General features: G+C 43.3%; 9 protein-coding genes. 7 read left to right on the top strand and 2 right to left on the bottom strand.

Going from position 1 to position 13,154, the window contains the following annotated elements; genetic code table 11:
- Nucleotides 1-13 precede the first annotated feature (13 nt).
- The 3 genes from LLW17_RS14415 to LLW17_RS14405 all read left to right on the top strand — a co-directional run bounded on the left by LLW17_RS14415 (nt 14) and on the right by LLW17_RS14405 (nt 4,106).
- Complete coding sequence (locus LLW17_RS14415; protein WP_228230995.1) at nt 14-1,099, top strand: sensor histidine kinase; 1,086 nt, start codon at nt 14-16, stop codon at nt 1,097-1,099.
- Nucleotides 1,096-1,803, top strand: a complete 708-nt coding sequence (locus LLW17_RS14410; protein ID WP_228230994.1) for a LytR/AlgR family response regulator transcription factor — start codon at nt 1,096-1,098, stop codon at nt 1,801-1,803. Before LLW17_RS14415 ends, LLW17_RS14410 begins: the two co-directional genes overlap by 4 nt.
- Before the next feature lie 419 nt (nt 1,804-2,222).
- Nucleotides 2,223-4,106, top strand: a complete 1,884-nt coding sequence (locus tag LLW17_RS14405; RefSeq protein WP_228230993.1) for a TIR domain-containing protein — start codon at nt 2,223-2,225, stop codon at nt 4,104-4,106.
- 5 nt (nt 4,107-4,111) lie between these two features.
- On the opposite strand, the gene LLW17_RS14400 is transcribed toward LLW17_RS14405, so the two are convergent.
- Both LLW17_RS14400 and LLW17_RS14395 read right to left on the bottom strand, forming a co-directional pair.
- Nucleotides 4,112-6,661 (bottom strand): ABC transporter permease, encoded by a 2,550-nt coding sequence (locus LLW17_RS14400; RefSeq protein WP_228230992.1) that lies wholly within the window; start codon nt 6,659-6,661, stop codon nt 4,112-4,114.
- Nucleotides 6,658-7,344, bottom strand: coding sequence for an ABC transporter ATP-binding protein (locus LLW17_RS14395; RefSeq protein WP_228230991.1), 687 nt, complete (start codon nt 7,342-7,344; stop codon nt 6,658-6,660). Before LLW17_RS14395 ends, LLW17_RS14400 begins: the two co-directional genes overlap by 4 nt.
- Before the next feature lie 69 nt (nt 7,345-7,413).
- On the opposite strand from LLW17_RS14395, the gene LLW17_RS14390 reads away from it, so the two are divergent.
- The 4 genes from LLW17_RS14390 (at nt 7,414) to LLW17_RS14375 (ending at nt 12,928) form a co-directional block, all read left to right on the top strand.
- Nucleotides 7,414-8,136, top strand: a complete 723-nt coding sequence (locus LLW17_RS14390; protein ID WP_434084787.1) for an arylesterase — start codon at nt 7,414-7,416, stop codon at nt 8,134-8,136.
- A 254-nt stretch (nt 8,137-8,390) separates the two neighbouring features.
- The gene (locus LLW17_RS14385) at nt 8,391-9,239 is read left to right on the top strand and encodes a hypothetical protein (RefSeq protein ID WP_228230990.1); all 849 of its coding nucleotides are present in this window, start codon (nt 8,391-8,393) and stop codon (nt 9,237-9,239) included.
- The gene (locus tag LLW17_RS14380; RefSeq protein ID WP_228230989.1) at nt 9,184-11,625 is read left to right on the top strand and encodes an AMP-binding protein; all 2,442 of its coding nucleotides are present in this window, start codon (nt 9,184-9,186) and stop codon (nt 11,623-11,625) included. Before LLW17_RS14385 ends, LLW17_RS14380 begins: the two co-directional genes overlap by 56 nt.
- Complete coding sequence (locus LLW17_RS14375) at nt 11,618-12,928, top strand: MFS transporter (RefSeq protein WP_228230988.1); 1,311 nt, start codon at nt 11,618-11,620, stop codon at nt 12,926-12,928. The genes LLW17_RS14380 and LLW17_RS14375 overlap by 8 nt, the downstream gene beginning before the upstream one ends.
- Nucleotides 12,929-13,154: the final 226 nt, after the last annotated feature.

Raw genomic sequence — 13,154 nt, 5'->3', positions numbered from 1 at the left:
CCTCTGACACTTTATGCCTCTTACAACCACATTTAAAAATAGCTTTAAAATTAACAGCACCACGGGTTACAAGATTAACCCTACCCATCACGCAATTTTTTGGCTGTGCTATTTCCTGTTTAATTTTTTGAGATGGGGAAGTTATTACAACGATTATCTCTATTCCTTTAAGGCCAATTTACTGGGGTTTCCCATTCACATGACGCTCACCTATTTTACGATTTATGTGCTCATCCCCACGTTTATTTATCGCCGAAAGTATATTCTCTTTACCGTAAGCCTGTTCTGCTCCATCCTATTAATGGTGATCATTAAGTATGAACTCACCTATTTTTTGATCAGTAACAACGTCTGGCCCGAAGGCCCTGAAGAAACCACCAGCCTCAACCTCAATTATGTAGTGGTGATGATGTTGGGCGAACTCTATGTGATCTCCTTTGTAGCCGCAATAAAAATAACAATCGACTGGATGCGGGAGCGCCAGCTGGCCTCAAACCTGGCCAAATCGCAGCTGGAGACCGAACTGCGCTTTCTGCGTTCTCAGATTTCGCCGCATTTTTTCTTCAATACCTTAAATAATATTTATTCGCTGAGTCTTGAGAAATCTGAAAATACTCCAGAAACCATTTTAAAACTTTCAGACCTGATGCGGTATTTGTTATACGAAACCAAGCAAAACCGGCAACCGCTTACCAAAGAGATTAAGTTTATTCAGAATTATCTGGATCTGGAGCGCATACGCTACAACGACAAACTCGATTTGGAATTTGAAATCACCGGAAATCCCAAAGGCCGAAAAATCGCGCCTATGCTGCTTATTCATTTTATTGAAAACGGATTTAAGCACGGTGCCGGAAAAAACACGGGTAAGGTACACATCAGCATCAAGCTTCAAATTGAAGAAGACCAGCTTGTTTTTAAAATGAGTAACACCCTGCCGCAAAAGGGATTGAAGAACAACCTCAACAAAGCCGGCGGCATAGGCATTGAGAATGTATTAAAACGCCTTAACTTGGGCTACGGCCCGGAAGGATATCAACTCGATATTTTTGAAGCCGACGGTGAATATCACGTACACTTAAAATTAAACTTATCATGAACCTGAGATGTGTGATCATCGACGATGAACCCCTGGCCATCAATGTGATTAAAAATCATATTGCGCAACTAACGGGTCTCGAAGTCGTAAAAACCTTTGACAACGCGATTGAAAGTCTGGATTTTATCCGAAAAAATGAAATAGATCTGCTGTTTCTGGATATCAATATGCCGGTAATAGACGGCCTGAGCTTCCTTAAAAGCCTGGACGCAAAACCTATGGTGATTCTCACCACGGCCCACGAGGAATATGCAGTTGAAGGTTTTGAGCTCGAAGTGCTGGATTATCTGGTTAAACCCATATCCCTTCCGCGGTTTTTGAAAGCAACCAACAAGGCTGTGGCACGGGTAAAAGAGCAGTCTAAACCTGTTGTAACCTCAGATGAAGACAGCATTTTCGTCAAAATTGACAAGAAAAAAATGAAGAAGGTTTATTTTGATGATATTCTTTTGGTCGAAAGCCTTAAAGATTATATTAAAATCATCACGACCAAAGGCAACTACGTAGTACATCAAACCCTGAGCAGTTTTACAGACGAGTTACCGGCAAGTCAGTTTATACGCATTCACCGTTCCTACACCGCAAACATCAACCGGGTTGATACGGTTGAAGGCAACAGTGTAGAAATTGCCAACAAGCGCTACACCATTGGCCGAAACTATCTGGAAGAAGCCAAAGCCGCAATTTTAAAGGATAAGGGTTAAAAGACCAGCCTTTTAACGAGCTTCATTCCTAAATACCTAAAAGGGTGAATTTTGATGCGGTTTCGGCTGTTTCGGGCTACTGGTATCGACCCAGCAAAACATAACAACAGAATCTCAAACGGCACAAGCGAATTCATTTTATGCAATTGGGATGTACTACAACTGCTTTAGCGATTGAACTGCATAAAACAATCCTTCCGGTTTTTTTGGTACGTAGTCTATGCCTACTTACTGAACTTATAATTCATCGTATTATTAAAAAACCCGGATATTCAGGTTTGAGTTCATCACTTCGTACACAGCCACTCCATTCCCTGAAAAATACAATTCTTTGATAATTAATATTTTACAAATAAAAGCTAACTTTCGTAGTGTATCGAACTCCTGACTTCCAATCATCGGAGCTTTAAACCCATCTTATGAAATACAAAGCTTTTCTGTCTTACAGCCACAGTCAGGACACCGATTTGGGCACCAGCCTGGAAAAGGCTCTCGAGAAATTTGCAAAACCTACGTTTAAAAGAAGGGCTCTGGAGATTTTTAGAGATGCAAATGATCTTTCGGCAGCTGCCGATCTGGGCGAAAAGATTAGAACAGGGCTTGAAGAGTCGGAATACTTTATTTGTATGGCTTGCGAAAAATACGCGCAATCCAAATGGTGCGCACGGGAAGCCGAATGGTGGAGGGATCACAAGTCAATAGATACCTTTTTAATTGTTTTGACGCAGGGCGAAATTTTGTGGGATGAGAGCACCAATGATTTTGACTGGAATGTAACCACGGCCATTCCGAAAGTGCTTTCGGGAGCTTTTAATGGCGAGCCTTTTTACGTTGATTTCAGAAATCTGGGACCCAAAGAAAAACTAACCCTGGAAAATCCCGAATTTAAAAACCGAGTGGTTTTACTCGCTGCCACCCTGCACGGTAAATCTATTGGCGATATGGTGGGTGAAGCGGTAAAACAACACAAGCGTACTGTACGCCTGCGGAACGCCGCCATAAGTGTTTTGAGCATCCTGCTTGTTGCCGTAATTATCGCGTTGTTCTATGCGGTGAGCCAAAAAAACAGAGCCTTGCTATCCAGTTACCTTGCGAATGCACAGGCTCAATTCACCGAAGATCCCACCAGGTCATTAAGATTAGCAGAATATGCCTGGAATTTTGCCCAAGAAAATGACTTTCCAACAGCAGAAGCCGGAGAATTAATCACTAAAGTATTTTACAGCGGCTTTGGTTTTTATCAGGAGCAAACAGACGATATGCCCGATTTTGAAAGTATGGAAAACAGCGCACCCCGTGTTGCCCGTACTCCCTTTGAATCCCGGGTTTTACAACTTACCGATTCCATTCTAAATACAGTACCAAAAGACAATTATCTAAGTAATCAATCAGACCTGTATATCGATTCTGAAAATAAGTCTGCCATACTTGCGGTTTCAAGCAATGCCGTAGGATTCACCCAACTTTATTTTATAGAAACGGCAGATTTTTACATCAACAGGGTACACGTTCAACTTCCGGGTTTTGTAGGCTTTACCGGTTATATTCAGGATATTGATATTTCAAATGATGGTACCTACACGGTTTTGGGTTCGGCTAACGGCAAAACAGCGGTTTTAGACAACGCCTTTTACCGCTCAAACCCCGATAAGAACCGCTTTAAAGACCGAGCAATCCTGATGGCCGAAGAAGGATATCCGGTGAGAGGGATTTCGTTCTTAAATGATGATGATCTCATAGGGGTGGCGAGCTTTGGCAGCACATATAAAAACGGGTATCGGGAAGATTTGCCGCAAACTACCTACTATTTCAAAACAGCTGCATTTCCCTATATTGAATTGCGCAATGATGACAGTGAGCAGGGGAATTCGTCTCTTGATTCGTTTTACTACATCACACCCGATGATCCTCAAAATAACGATCCCTTTACATGGTTTCACTTTGCACAAAGCCTGCACTCAAAAGATGGTGCGGTCATCGCACAATTTCCGGATGCGGAAGGCGTAAAACTGGAATCTGTAGAAAGCCCTGACGGCAACTATTTAGCGAGTTACAAAGCGGTTTTTAATAAGCACAGTGAACAGCTTATCGCTCTCGACCTTGATTTTATTGACAATCCCGGGGTGGCCATTTGCTTTTCAACAGACAGTAAGTATTTTAAAGTAAGCTATCTTGATGGCCTGGAACGTATTTTTCCGCTTGATCCACAGACGATACTCAAACGTATCAACAAGGTCGAAATCATGGGCAACATCGCCCATTTAAGCCCTGCTGATAAAACCCGTTTTTTGATTGAGGATTGAAAAACCTATCGGCTTTCTTTCCGCAATACTTCTAAGGGCGAACTTTTTATAACGCTGATGCTGTTTGTAAGGCCTATTATTAAAACCAGTAGGGTAATACCCGGCAACAGTACCCCAAACGGCACCCAGCTGGGGATAAACGTCGTATCAAAGGCAAAATACGCCAGTAAAAGACTTCCTATTAGTGATAACAAAATCCCGGAAAGTGCTCCCAAGAGTCCCAAATACAAATACTCCAATCCCTGAATGCGTAAAATCTGTTTGCTTTTGGCACCCATTGTACGCAGCAAAACGCTTTCCCGAATGCGCTGATACTTACTGGTACGCACCGCTCCAAGCAAGACGATGATCCCTATGAGAATGCTGAAAAACGCCATAAAGTTGATGATGTAACTGATTTTGGTAAGCAAATCTTCAATCACATTAAGCACCTGGCGCAAATCGAGTATCGAAACATTCGCGTAATCCTTAACCAAAATACGCTGTATAGCTGCGGAAACTTCCGAGTTGGGCACCTGGGTCGTAATCACACCAAATTGCGGTGCCTGCTCGAGCACTCCCGCCGGAAACACCACCGAAAAATTGAGCTGCAAACGGCTCCAGTCAACCAACCTGATGCTGCCTATGATGGTTTCCAAAAGCCTGCCCTGCACATTGAAGGTTACCCGGTCACCAACTGCCACAACCGCATCCTGCGCAAAATTATCACTCACCGAAACCGGAACGGGCTCAGTCCCATCTTCTATTCGGGGAGTAAAGCTTCCTTCCTTAAGACTTTCGGAGCCGATTAACGAATCGCGATAGGTGGTGCGGAACTCGTGATTGAGAATCCAGCGGCTGATTTGTGTGGTGGTATCGGTTTTGATATCTGCGACATCGCGACCATTAATACTATGTACCCGCATCGTCACGATAGGAACTTCGTCAAGTGGCGTCAGATCATTTGCTCGTAGCGTTTGAGCCACCAAAGGCATCTGATCGCGCTGAACATCCAGCAAAATCATATTGGCCTGCTGTGCACTGCTGTCCAGATTGGCCTGCGCCAGCAACATATCTTTGGTAAAATACAGGGTGCTTATTAAAAAAGAACCCACGCCAATCGCCAGAATCAGTACCACCGTCTGATTGCGGGGTCTAAAGAGATTCCGCAAACTTTGGCGCGAGGTAAAACTCCACGAGGTAGGGAAATAACGGCGCAACACGCGCATAAAAAGACGGGCGATTCCTGCAAGAATACTAAAGGTAACGACGATGCCGCCCAGAAAAGCCAGCGCATACTTCCAATCACCCAGCAGCCACAGGGAAAATAAAAAGATAAACAGCAGAATGATACCGCTTACCAAAATCGCGGTGCTTCGTGATTGACTGCCGGCATCCTCAGTGAACCGGAGCGTTTGTAAGGGAGAGACGTAGAGGGTGCTCAACAAAGGATACAGGGCAAAAAGCACCGACATAAACAAGCCGATAAAAATCCCCATCGCGATGACCGGTGCAGACCATGTGATTTTGACATCCACCGGCAGCAAACCTTCCAGCAAAACCGGAAACAACTGCTGTAAGGCGAGGCCCAGAGTGGTGCCCAGGATTCCCCCCAGCAAACCAATGGCCGCAATCTGAATCAAATAAATCAAAAAGGCCTGCTTTCGCGTAGCGCCCAAACATTTTAAGACCGCCACCGAACGCAATTTCTCCCGGATGTAAATGGTGGTCGCACTGGCGATGCCCACGCATCCCAGCAACAAGGCTACAAAACCTACCAGATTGAGAAACTTTCCGAAGTTCTCATAACGCCTGCCCAGACGATCGCTCGTTGAAGTATGGGTGTCCAGATCGGCTTCTGCGGCATCCAAACGATCGCCTATCCTATCTTCAAGAAGTTGCATATCGGCTTTTGGAGCCTTAAAGTAATATTGATAATCAATACGGCTTCCCAACTGCACCAAACCGGTTTGTTCAACGTAGGAATACGGAATCACCACAGGCGGAGCGATGGCGCTAAACACCGCATTACTGCCTGGCAGATTTTTGAGTTCGCCCACTACCGGAAGACGCGCCTCCCCTATTTTTACCGTATCGCCTACTTCAATACCCAGCTGCAGCATCACGGTTGCATCAACCAGGGCTCCGTTACGTTTTGCATAGTTTCTTCCGGCGTTTTCGGGTTGCGTTTCGATTTCCCCATAAAATGGAAAACCCTCGCTAATACCACGTACCTGAAGCAATTTGGTTGCTCCGTTTTTTGGGAATAAAGCCATGGAGGCAAACGAAATTTCTTCCGCATCTGCGCCACCCAGAGAATCTACGATTTGTAAGGCATCTTCGGTCAGGGCATTATCGCTGTCAATCTTAAAATCGGCACCCATCAGGGCTTTAGATTGCAGTGCGATGTTATCTTTCAGGGTTTCTCCAAACGACTGAATAGACACAATAGCCGCAACACCCAGCACGATTGAAACCATAAACAGACTGAGTTTACCCGCACTGGCTTTAAAATCGCGCCAGGCCATTTTAAAAAGCCAGGCCGCACCCGCTGTCATCTTCTGATTTTTACTCATACCGCCGCGCTTGTGAGATTTGCAATTTTTCCTCCTCTGATGGTTAAGATATTTTGGGTTTTGCGTGCCAGCTCCATATCGTGGGTTACCAACACCAGTGTAGTACCGCGCTCTTTATTAAGTTCAAAAAGCAGGTCGACTACCTTCTCCCCGGTCTCGGCATCCAGATTTCCGGTGGGTTCGTCTGCAAATAAAATCTTAGGATCGTTAGCAAAAGCCCGTGCGAGGGCAACACGTTGCTGCTCCCCTCCTGAAAGTTGTGTGGGATAATGATCGCCACGGTCTCCCAAACCTACCTTTTGAAGCAAAGCTTCTGCCTTTTTTGTGGCTTGCCTGTCGCCTTGTAATTCCAACGGAACTGCAACATTTTCTAAAGCCGTAAGCGTGGGCAGGAGTTGAAAATCCTGAAACACAAAGCCCACATCGCGGTTGCGCAATATGGCGCGCTCGTCTTCCGAGAGGCTGCTGAGTTCGGTCCCGTTAAGAATTACGCTACCGGAGTCTGGCCGATCGAGGCCGGCACACAATCCCAAAAGCGTGGTTTTGCCGCTTCCGGAAGGGCCCACGATCGCAAATGTTTCGTTTTCTGTTATACTAAAGTTAATATCTTCAAGTACCTTTAGCTTTTTGGAGCCACTGGTATAGCTTTTTTCTAAATTTGAAATCTCTAATATGAAAGGCATAGTATACGTGGTTTTGACAGAACAATTGAGCTCAAACCGCAGGTTTTGGCTTTTCAGCAAAATAAACAAATGCTTGTGATAAAGAATAGACTCCGCGTACGAACCCTGTTAATCTTTTGTTGTTTTTTAGGCGGAATGGCGCTGCATTCGTGTAAAGACAACTCAAACGCGTCTGCAACCGAAAGCGAAACCTCCCAAAACCAGGAAACGGCCACGACCGAAACCGATAGTACTTCAAAAAGTATTTTGTTTTTTGGCGACAGTCTCACTGCGGGATACGGACTTGATAATCCTGATAATGCCTTCCCTGCCCTGATTCAAAACCGAATAGACAGTCTGGGTCTGGAGTATACCGTAATCAATGCCGGATTGAGCGGCGAAACCACGGCCGGTGGCCGAAACCGGCTCGAATGGGTACTCGAACCTGATGTGGATATTTTTGTTCTCGAGCTGGGCGCCAATGATGGCCTACGCGGAGTGGCGGTGGCGGAAACACGCGAAAACCTGCAATGGATGATAGATAAGGTAAAAACCGAAGCGCCCGGTGCGCAAATCGTACTTACCGGAATGCAATTACCTCCTAATCTGGGCACCGAATACACCACCGATTTTAAAGCAATTTTTCCGGAACTGGCCGAAGAAAACAATATTGCACTCATCCCCTTTTTGCTTGAAGATGTAGGCGGTATCGCCAGTCTCAACCAAAATGACGGTATTCATCCCACAGCCGAAGGGCATAAGATTTTAGCCGAAAACGTTTGGGAAGTTTTAGGGCCGATTTTAAAAGAGTAGCAAATGATTGAAAATCCCAGATTTTTCAAAAGAATTATAGGCATTTCCCTTCTGTTAATGATTGCCAATGTGATTCTGGCTCTTTACGAAAGTTTCGATTTGAGTTTTTATCTGAATTTTACGGCAGCGTTTTTTATTGGCCTAGGTGCCTGGTCGCGGTTGAGAAAACTTCAAAAAGACTAGATTCCTGTCATTTCCTGCGACGAGCATTAAAAAACGAATTCCCGATCCTGACAAACGCTACTGCAGTATTGATGTGCACTAATTTATTCTCAGAAATACAAGCCTTTCAATTAGAAAGCTCAGCGGTTAAAAAATTAGCTCCTTTCGCGCTGTATGATCTGTTTAGACTGTCTGCCTTTGGAAATCGAAAAACCGAAATCAAAACCTATCTGGACCAAAACTTTCTTGCATTTTTATTCCCTGAAGTAGACTATTTCAATTATGTGTACTTCTTTAGTAATTGGGCTTCTGAAAAAACATTAATTGATATTTTAAAAAACTATCAGAACTACGGCAGAAGCACTGTAAAATTCATCATTCCAAAAAATTTAGACCCGAAAATACCCGTTACCTTTTTAAGTGAAAATCCTCCTAAAACCATTTCCTGTTTACAGAACACGGAGCCTGAAATCCCGGAAAATCCCGTAGATTTTGAACTTAAGCCTGTGATTTCTTCGGAAGAACTAGCAGACTATACCCGGCTTTATTTGCAGTGTTTTGAATCTAAGAAAACGAATTACAAAGAGGTTGCTGCCAACTTTTATCTGTTGCTGAATGCTTCAGAAACAGATCTGTTCTTTATCTACTACAAGAATAAAAGAGTTGGTTTTTGCTCCAGTTTTTACACCCCGCAATATTGCCTGTTATCTGCCTGTGGTATCTCTGCCGAAAATAGGTATCTTGGCTTTCAAAAGCAGGCTATCTATGAGCGTTTGCGCATAGCCTCCTTCAAGGGATTTACCAACTTTAAGGTTTGGACCTATAAAGATTCAATAAGTTATTCAAATCTTTTAAAAACAGGTTTCAAGACAGAATATGAGCACCATGAATACCTATCCAGGCCTTTGGAAGATCTTACAAAGTCAACGCATTTTTTATAAAGAAAAACCCTTTGCAACCTATCGTAATTCTCAGTTAGAATTCACTGAACTCTTACAAAACGTTCGCCTGGTAGCAGGGTTCCTGCACGAAGCAACCCGTCGCAACCTTGTAGCAATCCACCTGGAAAATCCATTAGACGCATTAATAGGTGTCCTGGGCTCTTTAGTCTCGGGAAAGGCATTTTGGATTGTTGACTCGGGTATTCTGGAGCAGAACTTAGCTATAGCACAAGCGCAAACTTTTATTTTTGACGCTTCGTCGTACAGGCACGCAATAGAATCTCAAACCAGTTTTAAAACCGATCTTGATTTTTCAAACCCAGTAGAAGAATCAGCCCTTTTTTGCTGGACAACAAGCTCAGGCCGGCTTGCCTCACCAAAAATTACCGAACATACTTACGGATCAATAGTGGGAGACACTTTAAGGCAGATTAATGCTAATCAAATAACTCAAACAGATGCCATAGATGTAATCTCACCCATAGGCTTTAGCGGCTCATTGTCTTCAATCTTCCCCGCGCTTTACAGTGGCGCATCCCTGCATTTTCTTGAAGATACAGCCAGCCATTCCATTTTTAAGTTTTGGCAGACCAAAGGGATTACCATGAGTACATTAATACCTACGACGTTTAGGGCACTTGTTCAGTTTCCTTTTGATTTTAAAGAACTTTCATTGAGGTTCATCTGTCTTTCCGGTGAAGCCGTAAAATATGATGATCTCATTCGCTTTAAAGAACGCTTTAACAAAAATTGTATGTTACAGGTGGCCCTTGCCAGCAGTGAAACCCGAGCAATTGCAGAGTTTAGATTTAAGCCTTCTTATGATTTGCCTTTGGAAAAAGAAATTTCATACAATACCTTCCCCGAAAAACCACTTACTGTGGTAGATGAGCAGGGTAAACCAGTGCCACAGGGTAGAAAGGGATTTATTGCCGTTACCAGCAAAATGATAGGTTCGCGTTATATAAATCAATCAGGTAATTTTTACCCGCAACAAAAGGGTTTTCATACGTTCATATCAGCAGACCGCGGGTATATTCTGAAAAATGGTCAACTGGTTCTGGATCAAAACTCCCGAGAAGGCTTGTTAAAATTTAAGGGGGAATACATAGATCTTAACAGGATTGAAAGACTGATTCTCAATTTGCCCAATGTATATGAGGTACACTGCAGCTTAAACTACGAGCGAACACAGCTTTGTCTTTTTGTTTGCTCTCTGTGTTCAGATGCCGAATTGAAAGATTTTCTAAATAAAGAATTGAACTTAAAATCCTACATAATTTGCAATGCATCAGACCCGCTTCCAAAAACAAAATCGGGAAAACTCGACGTAAAAAAACTCTGGGAGTCGATTGAAAAACCTGCTGTCGATGTTCCTGAAGATCACGTACTTAGCTGCTTACATAAATCCTTTCCTCAAATGGATGACGAGGATTTAAAAACAGGACATTTCTTTCTTGATCTGGGAGGAGATTCTATAACTGCGATGTTGTTTGTAACCCAACTCTCACAACTAACAGGCTATCATCTCGAACCTAGCTTTGTTTATCAAAATTCAACATACCCTGAACTAACAGAGGAACTTAAAAACTATTCATCTCACGCGCTTAAACGCATTTCAGATTCCAGGGAAACGGCCGAAACTATTTTGATTATTCCACCCCTGTATGGAGGAATTTTAAACTATAGCTTTTTAATCGAGGAGCTTAAACCGCACTACACTATTTACACCTTGAGGTACAATGTGCGTAATCAAAATAATTACCTAAGCCTTGGCAACATCGCCCTCAACGCCGCTAAATACCTCAATTCAATATCATTAAGCTTCTCTAAAGTAATAGGCTACTCCATTTCCGGATATCTCGGTTATCACATTACCTCTCAGCTTGATTATAAACCCCATCTTATTCTTATAGATGCTCCACTATACCGCATTAAAAATTTAAGAAGTAAACTGAAAACCGATTCTTCGAAGATCATCTCTAAAATTGGTGATTTTCAAAACAAATCAAGACGCAAAGAGCTACTGAATAAAGCGGTTAAAATTCTTAAAACGCACTACTTAAAAACCAATGTGGAAGAAAGCGAAAAACTCCCCAACTCAACCGGGGCTTTTTATGACATTATCTTTAAAGAGCTTTTTCAAAACGAATTAAAGATTCCTATCACAACATTTCCGGTAAGTCTGTTTATTGCAACCGAACAAAATATGTATCAGGATTACATTGAAGCTTCTTATAATTGGGAAGATTACAGCAAAAATCTTATTCACAAAGAATTTTTAAAGGCTAACCACAACTCGGTATTGAATACTTTTAACGCTGAGAAAATTGCAAGGCACATTTTACATCTAAATAATCTTAAGAACGAACCTGTTAATGGCTAATACTGAATCTCTCGAACAACTCTACGATTACCTTAACGACGAAGAAGACGCGCGTACCTGTAAAGCCATTGATGACGAGGCGTGCCGGGAAACGCCCAAAAATTATTTCCTGATTCTCATAAGCAATATGCTGACTTCGCTGGGCGATACCTTGAGCAATCCCAAAACGGTATTGACATGGGTGATGAGTTATGTAAATGCACCGGTGATGCTCATCAGTTTTATTGTGCCCATTCGCGAAAGCGGGTCGATGCTGCCTCAATTGTTTATTGCGCATTACATCAGAAAACGTCCCGTTCGGAAAATGGTTTGGGTATTGGGTTCGTTGTTACAATTTCTGGCCATCGCAGGTATTGGTTTTGTAGCCTTATCTTTTGAAGGAAGTCTTGCCAGCTGGCTCATTATTGCGTGTCTGATCGCCTTTAGCCTGTCTCGAGGCCTGTGCTCTATTGCATTCAAAGATGTGCTGGGAAAAACCATACCCAAAACCAAACGCGGAAAACTCAAGGGCTACACCTCATCGGTGAGCGGAGCGCTGGTACTCGCTGCCGGACTTTTTATCCTCTATAAATCGAAAGATGATGTAGGCATCGAATTTTACAGCTACCTCATCTTCTTTGCGGCCAGTTTATGGCTCATCGCTGCTCTTATTTATGCGAATATCAAAGAATATCCGGGAGAAACCGATGGCGGTAAAAATGGCTTGAAAGAAGCCCGGGATCGATTGGGCTTATTGAAGGAAGACAAACATTTTCGCAATTTTGTCATCACGCGTTCGCTACTATTATGTTCGGCCCTTACGGCTCCCTATTACGTATTGCTTGCGCAGCGTTATGTGGGTAAGGAAGCCTACTTACTGGGGCTTTTTATCATTGCCAACGGCGTGGCTTCCATCATTAGCGCTCCGGTTTGGGGTAAAATGGCCGATAAATCCAGTAAAAAAGTGATGACTTATTCTGCCACCTTAACGGCAGGTTTAGGCCTTTTGATCGTTGCCATAATTCAGTTTATACCGGCCTGGCGGGATCAAAACTGGTTGTATCCCGTGGCGTTCTTTGTTCTGGGAATTGCGCATCAGGGGGTGCGCCTGGGGCGAAAAACCTATATCGTAGATATGGCTCAGGGCAATCGCCGCACCGATTATGTGGCGGTTAGTAATACGCTGATTGGTTTTATCTTACTCATTACGGGTGGCCTGAGTGCTCTGGCATCGCTGGTTTCGGTAGAAGGTATTATCGCGCTGCTTTCTGTTCTGGGAATTTTAGGAGCCCTTAAAAGCGCTACCTTGCCTGAGGTGGAGTAAATTATTCTGATTTAACTTTCGATTATAAAGCAAGCCAAAGAATATTTTAATCCCCAATATCGAGAAACAAAAAAGCCACGTTTTAAGTGGCTTTCGTTTAATTTATATCGGCTGCATCCTGGATGCCCTTAGATAATTTCAGATTACTTCTTTTTAGAAGCAGTCTTCGCTGGTTTCACAGCTGCAGGCTTGGTTGCCTGTTTTGCTGGAGCCTTTTTAGCAGACT

The organism is Leeuwenhoekiella parthenopeia (assembly GCF_020782115.1).
In the GTDB taxonomy this organism is placed as follows: Bacteria; Bacteroidota; Bacteroidia; order Flavobacteriales; family Flavobacteriaceae; genus Leeuwenhoekiella; species Leeuwenhoekiella parthenopeia.
Note: the sequence above shows the minus strand (reverse complement) of the source record. Positions and strands in the feature narration are given on the sequence as shown.

Excerpts from the sequence above, each read along its gene's own strand:
- LLW17_RS14375 (WP_228230988.1), top strand. The coding sequence starts at position 11,618 with ATGGCTAATACTGAATCTCTCGAACAACTCTACGATTACCTTAACGAC.
- LLW17_RS14410 (WP_228230994.1), top strand. The coding sequence starts at position 1,096 with ATGAACCTGAGATGTGTGATCATCGACGATGAACCCCTGGCCATCAAT.
- LLW17_RS14380 (WP_228230989.1), top strand. The coding sequence starts at position 9,184 with ATGAATACCTATCCAGGCCTTTGGAAGATCTTACAAAGTCAACGCATT.
- LLW17_RS14415 (WP_228230995.1), top strand. The coding sequence starts at position 14 with ATGCCTCTTACAACCACATTTAAAAATAGCTTTAAAATTAACAGCACC.
- LLW17_RS14405 (WP_228230993.1), top strand. The coding sequence starts at position 2,223 with ATGAAATACAAAGCTTTTCTGTCTTACAGCCACAGTCAGGACACCGAT.
- LLW17_RS14390 (WP_434084787.1), top strand. The coding sequence starts at position 7,414 with ATGCTTGTGATAAAGAATAGACTCCGCGTACGAACCCTGTTAATCTTT.
- LLW17_RS14400 (WP_228230992.1), bottom strand. The coding sequence starts at position 6,661 with ATGAGTAAAAATCAGAAGATGACAGCGGGTGCGGCCTGGCTTTTTAAA.
- LLW17_RS14385 (WP_228230990.1), top strand. The coding sequence starts at position 8,391 with ATGTGCACTAATTTATTCTCAGAAATACAAGCCTTTCAATTAGAAAGC.
- LLW17_RS14395 (WP_228230991.1), bottom strand. The coding sequence starts at position 7,344 with ATGCCTTTCATATTAGAGATTTCAAATTTAGAAAAAAGCTATACCAGT.